Consider the following 16,716-nt stretch of genomic DNA (forward strand, 5'->3'; position numbering starts at 1 on the left):
ACTACTGGCCACCCTTTTGCACGAAGGACCGCACGAAGTCCTCCGCGTTCTCCTCCAAGACGTCGTCGATCTCGTCCAGGACGGAGTCCACGTCGTCGCTCAGCTTCTCCTGGCGTTCTTTGAGATCGTCCGCGGCCTGTGCGTCCTGCGACTGCTCCTCGACCTCCTCGGTGGAGCGCGTCGCCTTCTGCTGGCCGCCGCCGGTGTCCTTGGTCGCCATAACCCTCACCCCGCTCAGTTCGCCCGACATGTCGCTGATGATCAGACCCTACAAGCCGGGTCCGACATCGGCCCCGCAGTTTCGTCAACGTACGGGGGCCACCTCGATGATTCCCGGGCGCCGGGATTTCCACCCCGGTCGCCCGGTGCCGCCCGGGTGCCGGCTCAGCCGCCCGACAGGACCCTGACCAGGTCTTCCGCCGTGCGGCAGCGGTCCAGCAGCTCCTTGACGTGATTTCGCGTTCCGCGTAGCGGTTCCAGGGTTGGGACCCGCTGGAGGGAGTCCCGCCCGGGCAGGTCGAAGATCACCGAGTCCCAGGACGCCGCCGCGACGTCGTCGGCGTACTGCTCCAGGCACCGCCCGCGGAAGTAGGCCCTGGTGTCCTCCGGCGGCTTCGTGCGCGCCCTGTCGACCTCGGCCTCGTCCAGGAGCCGCTTGATGCGCCCGCGGGCCACCAGACGGTTGTAGAGGCCCTTCTCGGCCCGTACGTCGGCGTACTGGAGGTCGACCAGGTGCAGCCGGGCCGCGTCCCAGTCGAGGTCGTCGCGGCGCCGGTAGCCCTCCATCAGCTCCCGCTTGGCGACCCAGTCCAGCTCGCCCGCGAGGCTCATCGGGTCGTTCTCCAGCCGGTTGAGCGTGTCCTCCCAGCGGGTCAGGACGTCCTTGGTCTGTTCGTCCGCGTCGGCGCCGTAGCGCTCCTCCACGTACTTGCGGGACAGCTCGTAGTACTCCATCTGCAACTGGACCGCGGTCAGGGTCCGGCCGCTGCGGAGCGTGACCAGGCGCTTGAGCGTCGGATCGTGGGAGACCTGGTGGAGCGTGCGCACGGGCTGGTCGACGGCCAGGTCGACGGCGATGAAGCCGTCCTCGATCATCGACAGCACCAGGGCCGTGGTGCCGAGCTTGAGGTAGGTGGAGATCTCGGAGAGGTTGGCGTCACCGATGATCACGTGCAGCCTGCGGTACTTCTCGGCGTCCGCGTGCGGCTCGTCGCGCGTGTTGATGATCGGGCGCTTGAGCGTGGTCTCCAGGCCGACCTCGACCTCGAAGTAGTCCGCGCGCTGGCTGAGCTGGAAGCCGTGCTCGTGGCCGTCCTGGCCGATGCCGACGCGGCCGGCGCCGGCGAAGACCTGGCGCGAGACGAAGAAGGGCGTCAGGTGGCGCACGATGTCCGAGAAGGCGGTCTCCCGCTTCATCAGGTAGTTCTCGTGCGTGCCGTAGGAGGCGCCCTTGTTGTCGGTGTTGTTCTTGTAGAGGTGGATCGGCTGGGCCCCGGGCAGCTGGGCGGCCCGTTCGGCGGCCTCGGCCATGATCCGCTCGCCGGCCTTGTCCCACAGCACGGCGTCGCGCGGGTTGGTGACCTCGGGCGCGCTGTACTCCGGGTGGGCGTGGTCGACGTAGAGCCGTGCGCCGTTGGTGAGGATCACGTTGGCGAGGCCGATGTCCTCGTCGGTGAGCTGGCTGGCGTCGGCGGCCTCGCGGGCGAGGTCGAAGCCCCGGGCGTCCCGCAGCGGGTTCTCCTCCTCGAAGTCCCAGCGGGCCCGGCGGGCCCGGTGCATCGCCGCCGCGTAGGCGTTGACGATCTGGGACGAGGTGAGCATGGCATTGGCATTGGGGTGGCCGGGGACGGAGATGCCGTACTCCGTCTCGATGCCCATTACTCGCCGTACGGTCATGCGGCCCTCCTTGCCCGGCGGCGCCCTCGGTCGTGGGCGCCGCTCGCGTACCGCTGGCGCTCCGGTGCGTGTGCGGTGCCCGTCCCCGCACTGCGCGACTCGGCGGTACCGATGAGCCTAGAACGCCTTTGCGCTGGTGGGGAGATCATTTGCGTCTTTGCCTCGCTCCGGTGTGCCCCGGAAAGCAGTCGGCTGCGGGTACCCGCTGTGGGGACCCGCAGCCATTCCGCTTTTACAGGTACTGACCGGTGTTCGCCACCGTGTCGATGGAGCGGCCGGTGTCCGCGCCCTGCTTTCCGGTGATCAGGGTGCGGATGTAGACGATCCGCTCGCCCTTCTTTCCGGAGATGCGGGCCCAGTCGTCCGGGTTGGTGGTGTTGGGCAGGTCCTCGTTCTCCTTGAACTCGTCCACGCACGCCTGGAGGAGGTGGGAGACCCGGAGGCCCTTCTGCTTGTTGTCGAGGAATTCCTTGATCGCCATTTTCTTGGCGCGTCCGACGATGTTCTCGATCATGGCGCCGGAGTTGAAGTCCTTGAAGTACAGGACTTCCTTGTCGCCGTTGGCGTAGGTCACTTCCAGGAAGCGGTTCTCCTCGGATTCGGCGTACATGTGTTCCACAGCCGTCTGGATCATGCTCTGGACGGTGGTGGTCTTGTCGCCGCCGTGTTCCCCGAGGTCGTCCGCGTGCAGCGGCAGGCGCTCGGTGAGGTACTTCTGGAAGATGTCCTTCGCCGCCTCGGCGTCCGGACGCTCGATCTTGATCTTCACGTCGAGCCGGCCGGGCCGCAGGATGGCCGGGTCGATCATGTCCTCACGGTTGGAGGCACCGATCACGACCACGTTCTGCAGGCCCTCCACGCCGTCGATCTCGGCGAGCAGCTGGGGGACGATGGTGTTCTCCACGTCCGAGCTGACACCGGATCCACGGGTGCGGAAGAGCGACTCCATCTCGTCGAAGAAGACGATCACGGGGGTGCCCTCGCTGGCCTTCTCACGGGCACGCTGGAAGACCAGGCGGATCTGCCGCTCGGTCTCGCCGACGTACTTGTTGAGCAGCTCGGGACCCTTGATGTTGAGGAAGAAGCTCTTGCCGGCGGCCTGGCCGGTCACCTCGGCGACCTTCTTGGCCAACGAGTTGGCCACGGCCTTGGCGATGAGCGTCTTGCCGCATCCGGGCGGTCCGTAGAGCAGGACGCCCTTGGGCGGGCGCAGTTCGTGCTCCTTGAACAGGTCCGGGTACAGGTACGGCAGCTCGACCGCGTCGCGGATGGCCTCGATCTGGTTGCCGAGGCCGCCGATCTGCTCGTAGCCGATGTCGGGCACCTCTTCGAGGACGAGTTCCTCGACCTCGCTCTTGGGCACGACCTCGTAGACGTAGCCGGAGCGGGGTTCGAGCAGCAGGGCGTCGCCGGGACGGATGGTGACGTCCAGCAGCGGCTCGGCGAGCCGCACCACCCGTTCCTCGTCGGTGTGCCCCAGCACCAGGGCGCGCTCGCCGTCCTCGAGGACTTCCTTGAGGGTGACGATGTCCCCGACGCGCTCGTACTCCATGGCCTCGACCACGTTGAGCGCTTCGTTGAGCATTACTTCCTGGCCGCGCCTGAGGTCGTCGACCTCGACGCTTGGGCTGACGTTCACGCGGAGTTTGCGACCGCCGGTGAAGATGTCGGCGGTGCCGTCCTCGTTCGCCTGCAGGAACACGCCGAAGCCGGCCGGTGGCTGCGCGAGCCGGTCGACCTCTTCCTTGAGGGCCACGATCTGGTCGCGGGCCTCGCGGAGCGTGTTGGCGAGTCGCTCGTTCTGCGCGGACACGCCGGCCAGATTCGTCTGAAGCTCGACGATCCGCTCTTCGAGAATCCTCGTGTGACGCGGAGAGTCGGCGAGCTTGCGTCGCAGGACGGCGATCTCCTGCTCAAGGTAGGCGATCTGCCCGGCAGGGTCTTCGGACCCTCGTCCCGGGCGGATGCCGCGGTTCATGTCGTCGTCGTGGGCTGCCACGGTCCTCACCTCCTCCAAGGGGAGCTGGACGCTTCCAGACCCTACCTGGGTGGGTGTCGATTGAAACCCCTAGATCACAAAGACTGTCGGGGTGTGTCCGATCTTCACCCTTGCGCTCTCCCTCACGCCAGGGAGATACCCAGTGAACGCGAGGGGAAAGCCGCCGGAGGTAGGGTCGAGGTGTTCAACACCCGTCAGAGCTGGCCGGATTCCCGTGCGGCTCGGTGAATCACCGGCAGGAGAGATGAGCGTGGGGCAGGAGACCCGGGTCGACGAGGCGCTTGAGGTCTGGATCGACCAGGACCTGTGCACCGGCGACGGGATCTGCGTGCAGTACGCGCCCGAGGTGTTCGAGCTGGACATCGACGGGCTGGCGTACGTGAAGGGCCCCGACGACGAGCTGCTGCAGGCCAAGGGGGCAGTGACGGCGGTGCCGTTGCCGCTGCTGACCGATGTGGTGGACTCGGCGCGGGAGTGCCCCGGGGAGTGCATCCACGTACGTCGGGTTTCGGACAGCGTCGAGGTGTACGGACCCGACGCGGTGTGACCGGTCGGGCACCCTCCGTGGCCTATGTCTGATTTCTCACATTCCGCGCCCGGTGGCCGGGATGCGGTGCGCCGGGCGGGACGCCGGACGCCTCGGGACCGGGGGGCGCGGGGTCAGACGCTGTGGGCGGCGGCCGGGGTGGAGCGGACGAACGCGTGGCCGTTCCACCGCCACTTGGCCCGGGTCGTGACGTCGGGGCAGCAACTCGGTACGTCGGACGTGGAGTAGCCGAGCAGGGTGGCGCTGACGGTACCGCCGGTGACGGCGAAGTCCGTGACGGTGAGCCGGTCCTTGGGGTCGACGAGGGTGGCGACGACGCGGGGCTCTGTGGCCCCGGCGGCGCGGGTGATGACGTAGACGGCGTCCGGCGGGGTGCCCATGGGGGCGTCGCAGTGGACGACGGCGACCGTCTCGGGCCGGTGGTCGCCGTCGAGGTCCCCGCTGGCCTTCTTCTGCACGAGGGCCTTCACGGGCCCGCACTGGAGGGGGAAGTCGACGCCCGCGGTGCCGGGGGCGGTGGCCGCGGGTATGGGCTTCGCCTCCGTGCCGGGCTCGGGCTGGGCGGCCTTGGCCGAGCCGGGCTGGAGCAGGGAGGAGAGCGCCACGACGCCGGCGACGGCGGTCGCGGTGGCGACCCAGTGGATGGGCCGGGTGTGCGTGTGGGCGAGTTCCGGGACGGCGGATTGCTGCACGAGGAGTGTCTCCTGTGAGGGCTGTGCCGGTGGGGGTGGCCAGCATGGTGCCACACGTCACAGTGGGAGGGAACGGCGGGGTCCGGGATGTGCCTCGGGCACGTGGCATGGGGGGCCGTCGGTCCGTTCTCCCGGTGTGCTGTCAACGCGCGGGCGCCGTGGCGGAGTTCCCGTCCGAGCGGGGGGAACTCCGCCACGGCGCCGGTGCGTTGTCGCGGGTGGGGAGGTGGGTCAGCGGGCCGTGCCTGCGTCGGCGTTGGGCCCGGCGTAGTCCTCGCCGTAGGCGCCCTTGGCGGGGCGGCGGCGGCGCATGGGCGGCTCGACGCCGTCGGCGAGGCGGCGGGCGGTCAGCAGGAAGCCGGTGTGGCCGATCATCCGGTGGTCGGGGCGGACGGCGAGGCCCTCGATGTGCCAGTTGCGGATCATCGTCTCCCAGGAGGTCGGCTCGTTGAAGCAGCCGATCTCGCGGATGGACTCGACGGTCCGCGCGAGCTGGGTGGTGGTGGCGACGTAGCAGCACAGGATGCCGCCGGGGACGAGGGCCTTGGAGACGGCCTCCAGGCACTCCCAGGGGGCGAGCATGTCGAGGATGACGCGGTCGACGTCGACGTCGGAGAGGTTGTCCTGGAGGTCGCCGACCGTGAGCTGCCAGGCGGGGTGGGGGCCGCCGAAGTAGCGCTCGACGTTCTGCTGGGCGATCTCGGCGAAGTCCGCGCGGCGCTCGTAGGAGTGCAGCATGCCCTGGTCGCCGATGGCGCGCAGCAGGAAGCTGCTGAGCGAGCCGGAGCCGACGCCCGCCTCCACGACGCGTGCGCCGGGGAAGATGTCCGCGAAGGCGAGGATCTGCCCCGCGTCCTTGGGGTAGACGACTGCCGCCCCGCGGGGCATGGACAGGACGTAGTCGGGGAGCAGGGGGCGCAGCGCGAGGTAGGCGACGTTGCCGGTCGTGCGGACAACGCTGCCCTCGGGAGCACCGATCAGTTCGTCGTGCGGGAAGGACCCTTTGTGGGTGTGGAAGTTCTTCCCGGCCTCGAGCGTGAACGTGTAGTGGCGGCCCTTGGGGTCGGTCAGCTGTACCTGGTCCCCGACCTTGAAGGGCCCGCGCCTGCGGGCGGCACCGGTCGGTTCGGACATGCGCCCAGCCTACCGGGTCCCTGCCGGGCCCCCGACCGCTGGAGGGGGTCGTCAGGCCGGCCTCGCCATGGCCTTCACGAAGGCCCGTTCCACGTCCGCCGCCGACAGGACGCCGTAGATCTCGCCGGTGTCCTCGACCACCAGGTACTCGGTGGCGGGGTTGGCGCGCAGGGCGTCGAGGAGGTCCTCGCCGGCGAGCTCGGCGGAGACCCGCATGCCGTCGGTGAGGTCCTGGGCGAGGCCGCTGACGGCGACCCAGGGGCGGCGGTGTTCGGGCACGCCGACGATGGCGGCCTCGCGGACGAGGGAGAGGGGGGTGCCGTCGGCGTCGACGACGACCAGGGCGCGGGCGCCCGCGGCGTTGGCGCGGCGCAGGGCCTCGGAGAGGGGGGTGTCGGTCTCGACCGGGACGGCACGGCGGGTGAGGGTGCGGGCGCGCAGTTCGGGGAGGTGTTCGCGCAGGCGGGCCATGCGGAGGCTGTTGCCGGCGCCGGTCCAGATGATCGCGGCGAGGATGGCGGCGAGCAGGGCGTCCATGACGGTGTCCATGCCGCTGATGTCCTCGTTGCCGGAGCCGAGGGCGCCGGACTGGTTGAGGAGGGGCAGGCCGATGAGGACGGTGATCGCGAGGGCGCGGCCGACCCAGGCGGCGGCGATGGTGCCGCTCATGGGCCTGCCGGTGATCTTCCAGACGACGGCGCGGAGCATGCGGCCGCCGTCGAGGGGGAGGCCGGGCAGCAGGTTGAAGGCGGCGACGATGAGGTTGGAGACCATCAGGCCGGCCAGCAGGACGCCGGGGACGGTGCCGGGGCGCACGGGCTGCATGGCGAGGTAGAAGAGACCGGCCAGGACGAGGGAGAGGAGGGGGCCGACGAAGGCGAGGACGAACTCCCGTCCGGGGGTCTCGGCCTCCTTCTCGATCTCGGAGACGCCGCCGAAGAACTGGAGCTGGATGCGGCGGACGGGGAGTTTGTAGCGGATGGCCGCGACGGTGTGGGCGAGTTCGTGGACGAGGACGGAGGCGTAGAAGGCGACGGCGAAGAAGAGGGAGACGAGGTAGCGGGCGGCGCCGAGTTCGGGCAGGACGCGGTCCAGTTGGCCGCCGAAGACCCAGGTGATCAGCGCGGCGACGAGGAACCAGCTGGGCGCGACGTACACGGGCACTCCGAACGGCTTCCCCATGAGCAGTCCGCCGCCGGGCTCCCGTCCCCGCGGCGGGGTCTGTCCACCGGCCGGGCCGCCGTGCGCGTGGGAACGGTGGGTGTGCGGGGCGCCGGGGCCCGGGGGCGGCGACGCGGGGGCGCCGTGCCGCGGCGGTACGGGAGCGACGTGCGGTGCCTCGTCCCCGGCCGTGGGTTCGCGCGGGGGCTCGGGCCGGTCCGCGGGGGCCCGGCCGAACGGCTGCCCGGATTCCGCCCCGGCCTGCTGACCGGGTGCGGGCTCGCGGTCCGCCGAGGGTCCGGTCGTCCGCCGGTGCCGGGGCCCGGACTCGTCCGCGGGCTCGTGCTCGGTCGCGGGGCCCTGCGCGGGTTCCGCGCCGGACTCCGGTCCGGGCGCGCGCTCGGGCCCGGGGGCGGGGTGCTGCCCGGGTGTCGGGTGCTGTTCGGGGGCGGATGCGGGGCGCTCGTCCCGGGGCGTCGCCGTGTCGTCCGGTGTCGCGCCGTCGGGGGTGGGCGGGTCCTCCGGAGGCGGGGGTGCCGTCGGGGCGGGGTGTTCGGTCGGCTCGTCGCCGCCGGGGCGCGGGTGCCCGCTGCCGCCGCTCACGTCCACGGTGTCCCCTCGTTCGAAACGTTCTCCGCGCCGGCCGGGCGGAGGGGTCTGGGGTCGATGGTATGCGTCCGTCGCCGTGCGTTCCGCCCCGGCACCCCTCCGGTTCGTGCGGCCGTCGTGCGCCGTGCGGTCCGCGGCTGGGTCACTGTCAGTGGCGGCACGTATGGTCTGTGGTCATGGACAGCAGCATCGAGGGTGTCACGGGGGCGGGGCGGGACGCGACGGCGCCCACGTCCCTCTCCCCTTCCCGCGCCGGTGACTTCATGCAGTGCCCGCTGCTCTACCGGTTCCGGGTGATCGACCGGCTGCCGGAGAAGCCCAGCGAGGCGGCGACGCGGGGCACGCTGGTGCACGCGGTACTCGAGCGGTTGTTCGACGCGCCCGCGGCCGAGCGCACGGCGCCCCGCGCCAGATCGCTGATCCCCGGCCAGTGGGACCGGCTGCGGGAGACCCGGCCGGAGGTCGTGGAGCTGTTCGCCGACGACCCGGAGGGCGAGCGGCTGGCGACCTGGCTGGCCGAGGCGGAGCGGCTGGTGGAGCGCTGGTTCACGCTGGAGGACCCCACGCGGCTGGAGCCGGCCGAGCGCGAGCTGTTCGTGGAGGCCGAGCTGGACTCCGGGCTGCGGCTGCGCGGGATCATCGACCGGGTGGACGTGGCGCCGACCGGCGAGGTGCGGATCGTCGACTACAAGACGGGCAAGGCGCCCCGCCCGGAGTACGCGGAGGGCGCGCTGTTCCAGATGAAGTTCTACGCGCTGGTCGTGTGGCGGCTGAAAGGGGTGATCCCCCGGCGTCTCCAGCTCGTGTACCTGGGGAGCGGGGAGGTGCTGACGTACGACCCGGTGCTCGCCGATCTGGAGCGGGTGGAGCGCAAGCTCCTGGCGCTGTGGGAGGCGATCCGGCTGGCGACGGAGACGGGTGAGTGGCGGCCGCGCCGGACGAAGCTGTGCGGCTGGTGCGACCACCGGGAGCACTGCCCGGAGTTCGGGGGCACTCCCCCGCCGTATCCGCTGCCCGTGAGGGCGCCGGACTCCGGGGCCGTGCCGCAGGGCAGAATGGGCCCGGACTAGCGAAGGAGACTCAGGTGGCCATCCGTGTCCTACTGGTCGACGACCAGCCCCTGCTGCGTACCGGCTTCCGGATGATCCTGGAGGCGGAGCAGGACATCGCGGTCGTGGGTGAGGCCGGGGACGGCCTCCAGGCCCTCGACCAGGTCCGTGCCCTCCAGCCGGACGTGGTGCTCATGGACATCCGCATGCCCCGCATGGACGGGGTGGAGGCGACCCGCCAGATCACGGGTCCGGGCCGGGACGGTCCGGCGAAGGTGCTGGTGCTGACCACGTTCGACCTGGACGAGTACGTGGTGGAGGCGCTGCGCGCGGGGGCCAGCGGGTTCCTGCTGAAGGACGCGCCGGCCAATGAGCTGGTGCAGGCGATCCGGGTGGTGGCGGCGGGCGAGGCGATGCTGGCGCCGAGCATCACGCGCCGGCTGCTGGACAAGTACGCGACGCACCTGCCGTCCGGCGAGGACCCGGTGCCGGACACGCTGCACACGCTGACGGACCGCGAGGTCGAGGTGCTGAAGCTGGTGGCGCGGGGGCTGTCGAACGCCGAGATCGCGGCGGACCTGTTCGTCAGCGAGACGACGGTGAAGACGCACGTGGGGCATGTGCTGACCAAGCTGGGCCTGCGGGACCGGGTGCAGGCGGCGGTGTACGCGTACGAGAGCGGTCTGGTGCGTCCCGGCGCCCAGTGACGCTCCTGCCGGGCCGGTGCCGCTGCCGGGCCGTGAACGAACCGGTGGCCGGTTCCCTCCCCTCGCGGGCGGGACCGGCCACCGGTGTGTACGGCGTCGTGCGAGGGGCGTCAGCCGCTCACACCCCGGCTCAGCTCCCAGAGCTGGAGCGTGGAGGAGGAGTTGAGGGCGTAGGCCGCGCCGGTGATGTCGTTGCGGGAGGCGACGTACTGCTTGCCCTGCCACAGCGGCAGCACGGGGACGTCCTCGGCGGTGATGTCCTGGATGGTGGTGAGGCTCTTGGCCGCGGCGAGGCGGTCGGCCTCACGACGGGAGTCCGGGAGCAGGGAGCCACGGATCCTGTTGTTCACGTACGGCGATCCGATGGTGTTGTCCTTGTCCAGGAACGGCGCGATGTAGTTGTCCGCGTCCGGGAAGTCGGGGAACCAGCCCATGCCGTAGACGTCGTAGGCGCCCTTCTGCTCCGCGGGGCGGAAGGTGTCCCAGGGGGTGCCCTTGATGTCGACGTCGAACAGGCCGCTGTCGTTCAGCTGCTTCTGGAGGACCTCGAACTCCTGCTTGGTGGCCGGGCCGTAGTGGTCGGTCGTGTAGTGCATGGTGAGCTTGACCGGGGTGGTGACCCCGGCCTGCTCCAGGAGTTCCTTGGCCTTGTCCTTGTTCGGGTCGCCGTACCTGTTGAAGAAGGCGTTGGAGTGGCCCGTGATGGTGGCCGGGACCATGGAGTACAGCGGTTCGGCCTGGGAGCCGTAGACCTTGGCGACGAGTTCGCCGCGGTCGACGAGCTGGGCCATCGCCTGGCGGACGGCCTTCGACTTCACGGTGGGCGCGTCGGTGTTGAAGCCGAGGTAGCGGATCTCCAGGCCGGGCATCTCGACGAGGTCGACGTTCTCGTCGGAGCCGGTGTCCAGCTTGGAGATCTGGGCGGGCGACATGCTGCGGGTCATCACGTCGATGTCGCCCTTGTCGATGGCGGTGCCCATCGCGGCCGCGTCGTCGAAGGAGCGCATCTCCACCTTGTCGTTGTTCACCTTCAGACTCCCCTTGTAGTGGGGGTTCTTGGTGAACGTCGCGGTGACGATCGCGTTGTCCTTGGCGTCGGTCCGGATCGTGTACGGGCCGGAGCCGTCGATCGCGAAACCGTCGCGGAGCTTGTCCTCCTTGTAGTCCTTCGGGTTGACGATGCCCGCGACCGGGGTGGACAGCTTGTACGGGAAGGTGGCGTCCGCGTCCTTGAGGTGGAAGATCACATCGCGGTCGCCCTGGGTCTCGACGGTGTCGATGGTGGAGAGCAGGGCGAACACACCGGAGTCGGCCTTGATGCGCAGGGCACGCTCGATGGAGAACTTGACGTCCTCGGCGGTGATCGACTCCCCGTTGGAGAACTTGAGGCCGTCGCGGAGCTTGCACGCGTAGCGCTCGTTGCCGCTGTCGGTGAAGCCGCAGCTCTCGGCGGCCTCCGGGATCGGGTCGCCCTCGCCCTTGGGCTGGATCATCAGGGTCTGGACCGTCTGGCGCAGGATGTTCCAGGTGCCGACGTCGTAGGCGTACGCCGGGTCGAGCGGCGCCGGTGCGTCCTTCGTGGCGGTGAACCGGTCCGTGGTGCCGACGACGATCGCTTCGCCACCGTCGCTGCCGCTGTCCGCTCCACCGCACGCGGCGAGAACCGGCGCGAGCAGACCGACCACGGCCGGCAGCACCAAAGTCTTGCGGTTCATGCTCGAGATTCTCCAGGACTGTTCGAGTCCGTGTATTCCACATGCAGGGGTGTCGCTGCGGATCACGGGGGTAGGGGCGATGTTCTCGCGACGACACTAGTCCGGACCCGCACGAGGGTTCACGGCCGCCGGAGTTGAGGTCCCATCACGCAGCGAAACCGGGTGCGGACGCATTGAAAACCCGACAGCGGCAGGATTCGTGCAGCGTTCCATCAATCGGGACACAAAGGCGTGCCGGACGCCCCCGCGGAAGGGGGTCCGGCACATGCGGGCACGAATGTCGACCCCCGGGAAAGTGGGGAACCTCACACTCTCAACTGAGTTGGTCGCTACCTGAATTCGGCCACGCGGCCTGCTTCGAATTACCGCGGGTGTACAGCGCCGGGTTTTTGTTCCGTGTGCTTTGCGCGCCGGGCGGACGGGTCAGCGCATTTCCGTCATGAGGCCGCGGAGAAAAGCGAGGTCCACCTGTTCGAGGGAGGGCACGACGGTGCGGCGGGCTGCGGGGGCGATGGGCGCGAGGGAGGGGACGGCGACGACGTGGCAGCCGGCGGCCTCCGCGGCGGCGACACCGGTCGCGGTGTCCTCGACCACCGCGCACCTGGCCGGATCCGCGCCGAGGCCGGTGGCCGCGAGCAGATACGGGTCGGGGTACGGCTTGGTGCGGGAGACCTCGTCGCCCGCGACGGACAGGGCGAAGTGGTGGGGGCCGAGGGAGGTGAGCACCCGGTCGATGATGCGGCGGTGGGAGGCGGAGACCAGGGCGGTGGGGATCTGCTGCTCGTGCAGTTCGGTGAGGAGACGGGCGGCGCCCGGCATCAGGGGCAGGACGTCGGCGATACGCTCCTCGAAGCCCTGGTTGAGCAGGACGCACAGCTCGGCGAGGGGGACGTCGGCGCCGGTCGCCTCGATGAGGAAGCCGGCGCTGCGGGTCATGGGGCCGCCGACGACGACGTGCCGCCAGGAGTCGTCGAGGCGGTGACCGAGGGCGGCGAAGACCTCGACCTCGACGTCCCACCAGAACCCTTCGGTGTCCACCAGGGTGCCGTCCATGTCGAGCAGCACGGCCTGCAGGGCCGAGCCTTCCGCCGAACGGGTTCCGAGCGCGGGGACCGTTGTGGTCATCCGGGCGCACCTCCTTGAGGGACGACCAGGCCGGCTCCCGCGCGGGGAACCGGCCTGCAATGGACCGACCAGTCTACGTCGCCCTCGGACAAAACGCCTTGCACGCCCCTTGGACCCCGACCGGGGCCCGCTCCGGCCGGCGGGGTCGGCAGCCGCCGGACCCCGAGCCCGCACGGACCGGGAGACCCGGAACTCCGCACCACACCCCGCCCGGGAACGACCCCCGCCTGCCCCGCGACGGCGCCGGACCCACCCGCGCCCGCGGAATCCGGCCGAGCCCGCTCCCGCTCCCGCTCCGCCCGGCTCGGGCGGTCCGGACAGCCGGGTTCAGGTGGGCTTCCGGCCGACCCCCGGAGGGGTCAGCGGGCGTTGAAGTACTTGGCCTCCGGGTGGTGGATCACGATGGCGTCCGTGGACTGCTCGGGGTGGAGCTGGAACTCCTCCGAGAGGTGGACGCCGATGCGTTCGGGCCGGAGGAGCTCGGCGATCTTCGCGCGGTCCTCCAGGTCAGGACAGGCGCCGTAGCCGAGGGAGAAGCGGGCGCCCCGGTACCCGAGGGCGAACATGTCCTCCATCGCCTGCGGGTCCTCCCCTGCGAAGCCCAGCTCCGCACGCACCCGAGCGTGCCAGTACTCCGCGAGCGCCTCGGCCAACTGCACCGAGAGGCCGTGCAGTTCGAGGTACTCCCGGTAGGCGTTCGCCTCGAACAGCTTGGCTGTCTCCTCCCCGATGCGCGAGCCGACGGTGACGACCTGGAGGCCGACCACGTCCGTCTCCCCCGACTCCTCCGGCCGGAAGAAGTCCGCGAGGCACAGCCGCCGCCCGCGGCGCTGGCGCGGGAACGTGAACCGGGTCCGCTCGTTGCCCGCGTCGTCCAGGATGATCAGGTCGTCGTCCTTGGAGACACAGGGGAAGTAGCCGTGGACCACGGCCGCTTCGAGCAGTCCCTCGGTCTGGAGCCGGTCGAGCAGCCCGCGCAGCCGGGGCCTGCCGTCCGTCTCGACGAGTTCCTCGTACGTCGGTCCGTCACCGGCGCGGGCCTGCTTGAGCCCCCACTGCCCCTTGAACAGCGCGCCCTCGTCCAGCCACCCGGCGTACTCCTTGAGCTGGATGCCCTTGACGACCCGGGTGTCCCAGAACGGCGGGACGGGCACGGGGTTGTCGACGGCGACGTCGGAGCGGACGTGGCCCTCCTCGGGCCGCTCCTCGACCTCGGCGACGGCGGTCCGCCGCACCCGGCGCTGCCTCAGCTCCGGCAACTCGGCGCCGGGCAGCCCGCGCTTGACGCCGATGAGCGCGTCCATGAGCCGCAGCCCCTCGAACGCGTCGCGCGCGTAGCGGACTTCGCCCTCGTACAACTCGTGCAGGTCCTGCTCAACGTACGCCCGGGTGAGCGCCGCGCCGCCGAGGATGACGGGGTAGTCCGCCGCCAGGCCGCGCTGGTTCAGCTCCTCCAGGTTCTCCTTCATGATCACCGTGGACTTGACCAGGAGCCCGGACATGCCGATGACGTCGGCCCGGTGCTCCTCGGCGGCCTCCAGGATCGCGGAGACGGGCTGCTTGATGCCGAGGTTGACGACGTTGTAGCCGTTGTTGGACAGGATGATGTCGACGAGGTTCTTGCCGATGTCGTGGACGTCGCCGCGCACGGTGGCGAGCACGATGGTGCCCTTGCCCTCGGCGTCCGACTTCTCCATGTGGGGTTCGAGGTGGGCGACGGCGGTCTTCATGACCTCGGCGGACTGGAGGACGAACGGGAGCTGCATCTGGCCGGAGCCGAACAGTTCGCCGACGACCTTCATGCCGTCCAGCAGGGTCTCGTTGACGATGTCGAGGGCGGGGCGGTCCTGGAGGGCCGCGTCGAGGTCGGCCTCCAGGCCGTTCTTCTCGCCGTCGATGATGCGGCGCTTGAGGCGCTCCTCCAGCGGGAGGGCCGCCAGTTCCTCGGCCTTGCCGGCCTTGAGGGACTTGGCGGTGGCGCCCTCGAAGAGCTGCATGAGCTTCTGGAGGGGGTCGTAGGCCGGCTTGTCGCCCTGCTGGGCGGAGCGGCGGTCGTGGATCAGGTCGAGGGCGGTACGGACCTCTTCCTCGCTGAACCTCGCGATCGGCAGGATCTTCGAGGCGTGGACGATCGCCGAGTCCAGGCCGGCCTTGACGCATTCGTCGAGGAAGACCGAGTTGAGCAGGATGCGGGCGGCCGGGTTGAGGCCGAAGGAAATGTTCGACAGGCCGAGCGTGGTCTGGACGTCGGGGTGGCGGCGCTTGAGTTCGCGGATCGCCTCGATGGTGGCGATGCCGTCCCCGCGGGACTCCTCCTGGCCCGTGCAGATGGTGAAGGTCAGGGTGTCGACGAGGATGTCCTCCTCGCGGATGCCCCAGTTCCCGGTGAGGTCGGCGATGAGCCGTTCGGCGATCTCGACCTTCTTCTCCGGGGTGCGGGCCTGGCCCTCCTCGTCGATGGTCAGCGCGATCAGCGCGGCGCCGTGCTCCCGCGCCAGCGTGGTGACCTTGGCGAAGCGGGACTCCGGGCCGTCGCCGTCCTCGTAGTTGACGGAGTTGATGACCGCGCGGCCGCCGAGCTTCTCCAGGCCCGCGCGCAGGACGTCGACCTCGGTGGAGTCGAGGACGATCGGCAGGGTGGAGGCGGTGGCGAAGCGGCCGGCCAGTTCCTCCATGTCGGCGACGCCGTCCCGGCCGACGTAGTCGACGCACAGGTCGAGCATGTGCGCGCCCTCGCGGATCTGCTCGCGCGCCATCTCCACGCAGTCGTCCCAGCGGCCCTCCAGCATGGCCTCGCGGAACTTCTTGGAGCCGTTGGCGTTGGTGCGTTCGCCGATGGCCAGGTAGGCGGTGTCCTGGCGGAAGGGGACGTTCTGGTAGAGGGAGGCGGCGCCGGGCTCGGGCCGCGGGTCGCGGGCGGGCGGGGTGAGGCCGCGGACGCGCTCGACGACCTGGCGCAGGTGCTCGGGCGTGGTGCCGCAGCAGCCGCCGACGAGGGAGAGGCCGTACTCGCCGACGAAGGTCTCCTGGGCGTCGGCGAGCTGGGACGGGGCCAGCGGGTAGTGGGCGCCGTCCTTGCCGAGGACCGGCAGGCCCGCGTTGGGCATGCAGGACAGCGGGATCCGGGCGTTGCGCGCGAGGTGGCGCAGGTGCTCGCTCATCTCGGCCGGGCCGGTGGCGCAGTTCAGGCCGATCATGTCGATGCCGAGGGGTTCCAGCGCCGTCAGGGCGGCGCCGATCTCGGAGCCGAGCAGCATGGTGCCGGTGGTCTCGACGGTCACCGACACGATCACCGGCAGGTCGAGGCCGAGGGCGTCGAGGCCGCGGCGGGCGCCGAGGACGGCGGCCTTGGTCTGGAGGAGGTCCTGGGTGGTCTCGACGAGCAGGGCGTCGGCGCCGCCGGCGACCAGGCCCTCGGCGTTGCGCTGGTAGGAGTCGCGCAGCACGGTGTACGGGGCGTGGCCCAGGGTGGGCAGCTTGGTGCCGGGGCCCATGGAGCCGAGGACCCAGCGCGGGCGGCCGTCGCGGGCGGTGAAGCCGTCGGCGACCTCGCGGGCGACGCGGGCGCCGGCCTCGGAGAGCTCCTGGACGCGGTGGGAGATGTCGTACTCGCCGAGGGCGGTGTGGTTGGCCCCGAACGTGTTGGTCTCGACGCAGTCGACGCCCACGGCGAAGTACGCCTCGTGGACGGAGCGGACGATGTCGGGGCGGGTGAGGTTGAGTACCTCGTTGCACCCTTCGAGGTGCTCGAAGTCCTCGAGGGTGGGGTCCTGGGCCTGGAGCATGGTGCCCATGGCTCCGTCGGCGACCACCACCCGGGTGGCGAGGGCCTCTCGGAGCGCGGACGCACGGGCCCGGCTGTCGGTGGAAGGGGACGGTGGCGACGACGCCATGTGGGGCTCCCTGAAATGCGACGGCTGTCGGCTATGCGGCATCCCGGAGCGGACCGGGCGGGACGCACGGCGCCAGCCTAACGGGGAGTGGGCTTGGATGGGCAGGGCGTCCACGAGGCGGACGGGTGTGGCGGTGTGCCGCACCCGGTCGCGGACGGACGGCGGGCGGGGCCGGACGGGCGCCGGGAC

At 70.7% G+C, this 16,716-nt stretch carries 12 protein-coding genes; 3 read left to right on the top strand and 9 right to left on the bottom strand.

What is annotated here, in order from left to right; translation table 11 throughout:
- Position 1: 1 nt before the first annotated feature.
- From AB0F77_RS08000 to arc, 3 genes are all read right to left on the bottom strand, one after another.
- Positions 2 to 220: a ubiquitin-like protein Pup gene (locus tag AB0F77_RS08000; protein WP_003981605.1), complete on the bottom strand. Its 219-nt coding sequence runs from the start codon at positions 218 to 220 to the stop codon at positions 2 to 4.
- Between the two features lie 164 nt (positions 221 to 384).
- Complete coding sequence (dop, locus tag AB0F77_RS08005) at positions 385 to 1,896, bottom strand: depupylase/deamidase Dop (RefSeq protein WP_361943260.1); 1,512 nt, start codon at positions 1,894 to 1,896, stop codon at positions 385 to 387.
- Between the two features lie 232 nt (positions 1,897 to 2,128).
- On the bottom strand, positions 2,129 to 3,895 hold the full coding sequence (arc, locus tag AB0F77_RS08010; RefSeq protein WP_361943263.1) for a proteasome ATPase: 1,767 nt from the start codon (positions 3,893 to 3,895) through the stop codon (positions 2,129 to 2,131).
- 244 nt (positions 3,896 to 4,139) lie between these two features.
- Between arc and AB0F77_RS08015 the strand changes: the two genes are divergently transcribed.
- Complete coding sequence (locus tag AB0F77_RS08015) at positions 4,140 to 4,442, top strand: ferredoxin (RefSeq protein WP_361943269.1); 303 nt, start codon at positions 4,140 to 4,142, stop codon at positions 4,440 to 4,442.
- 113 nt (positions 4,443 to 4,555) lie between these two features.
- Here AB0F77_RS08015 and AB0F77_RS08020 read toward each other — a convergent pair whose 3' ends face one another.
- The 3 genes from AB0F77_RS08020 to AB0F77_RS08030 form a co-directional block, all read right to left on the bottom strand.
- The gene (locus tag AB0F77_RS08020; protein WP_361943272.1) at positions 4,556 to 5,134 is read right to left on the bottom strand and encodes a hypothetical protein; all 579 of its coding nucleotides are present in this window, start codon (positions 5,132 to 5,134) and stop codon (positions 4,556 to 4,558) included.
- 231 nt (positions 5,135 to 5,365) lie between these two features.
- A complete protein-coding gene (locus AB0F77_RS08025; protein WP_361943274.1) occupies positions 5,366 to 6,268 on the bottom strand; it encodes a tRNA (adenine-N1)-methyltransferase in 903 nt (300 codons plus the stop codon).
- 51 nt (positions 6,269 to 6,319) lie between these two features.
- Complete coding sequence (locus AB0F77_RS08030) at positions 6,320 to 8,038, bottom strand: site-2 protease family protein (protein WP_361943277.1); 1,719 nt, start codon at positions 8,036 to 8,038, stop codon at positions 6,320 to 6,322.
- Positions 8,039 to 8,214: 176 nt separating this feature from the next.
- Here AB0F77_RS08030 and AB0F77_RS08035 point away from each other — a divergent pair, with 176 nt between their 5' ends.
- The gene (locus tag AB0F77_RS08035; protein WP_361943280.1) at positions 8,215 to 9,108 is read left to right on the top strand and encodes a RecB family exonuclease; all 894 of its coding nucleotides are present in this window, start codon (positions 8,215 to 8,217) and stop codon (positions 9,106 to 9,108) included.
- A 14-nt stretch (positions 9,109 to 9,122) separates the two neighbouring features.
- Complete coding sequence (locus AB0F77_RS08040) at positions 9,123 to 9,794, top strand: response regulator transcription factor (protein ID WP_356939150.1); 672 nt, start codon at positions 9,123 to 9,125, stop codon at positions 9,792 to 9,794.
- Positions 9,795 to 9,904: 110 nt separating this feature from the next.
- Here the strand turns inward: AB0F77_RS08040 and AB0F77_RS08045 are convergent, their stop codons facing one another.
- The 3 genes from AB0F77_RS08045 to metH all read right to left on the bottom strand — a co-directional run bounded on the left by AB0F77_RS08045 (position 9,905) and on the right by metH (position 16,527).
- On the bottom strand, positions 9,905 to 11,509 hold the full coding sequence (locus tag AB0F77_RS08045) for an ABC transporter substrate-binding protein (RefSeq protein WP_361943283.1): 1,605 nt from the start codon (positions 11,507 to 11,509) through the stop codon (positions 9,905 to 9,907).
- 423 nt (positions 11,510 to 11,932) lie between these two features.
- Positions 11,933 to 12,634, bottom strand: coding sequence for an HAD family phosphatase (locus tag AB0F77_RS08050; protein ID WP_361943286.1), 702 nt, complete (start codon positions 12,632 to 12,634; stop codon positions 11,933 to 11,935).
- Positions 12,635 to 12,993: 359 nt separating this feature from the next.
- Entirely contained in the window at positions 12,994 to 16,527 is a 3,534-nt protein-coding gene (metH, locus tag AB0F77_RS08055; RefSeq protein ID WP_361943289.1) for a methionine synthase, read from the bottom strand.
- Between the last annotated feature and the right edge of the window lie 189 nt (positions 16,528 to 16,716).

Origin of the sequence: Streptomyces sp. NPDC026672, assembly GCF_040638185.1 — a bacterium.
Classification (GTDB): domain Bacteria; phylum Actinomycetota; class Actinomycetes; order Streptomycetales; family Streptomycetaceae; genus Streptomyces.

Bases quoted from the DNA above. Each gene is read 5' to 3' on its own strand.
- AB0F77_RS08000 (WP_003981605.1), bottom strand. From the start codon at position 220: ATGGCGACCAAGGACACCGGCGGCGGCCAGCAGAAGGCGACGCGCTCC.
- dop (WP_361943260.1), bottom strand. From the start codon at position 1,896: ATGACCGTACGGCGAGTAATGGGCATCGAGACGGAGTACGGCATCTCC.
- AB0F77_RS08015 (WP_361943269.1), top strand. From the start codon at position 4,140: ATGAGCGTGGGGCAGGAGACCCGGGTCGACGAGGCGCTTGAGGTCTGG.
- AB0F77_RS08025 (WP_361943274.1), bottom strand. From the start codon at position 6,268: ATGTCCGAACCGACCGGTGCCGCCCGCAGGCGCGGGCCCTTCAAGGTC.
- AB0F77_RS08035 (WP_361943280.1), top strand. From the start codon at position 8,215: ATGGACAGCAGCATCGAGGGTGTCACGGGGGCGGGGCGGGACGCGACG.
- AB0F77_RS08045 (WP_361943283.1), bottom strand. From the start codon at position 11,509: ATGAACCGCAAGACTTTGGTGCTGCCGGCCGTGGTCGGTCTGCTCGCG.
- AB0F77_RS08050 (WP_361943286.1), bottom strand. From the start codon at position 12,634: ATGACCACAACGGTCCCCGCGCTCGGAACCCGTTCGGCGGAAGGCTCG.
- metH (WP_361943289.1), bottom strand. From the start codon at position 16,527: ATGGCGTCGTCGCCACCGTCCCCTTCCACCGACAGCCGGGCCCGTGCG.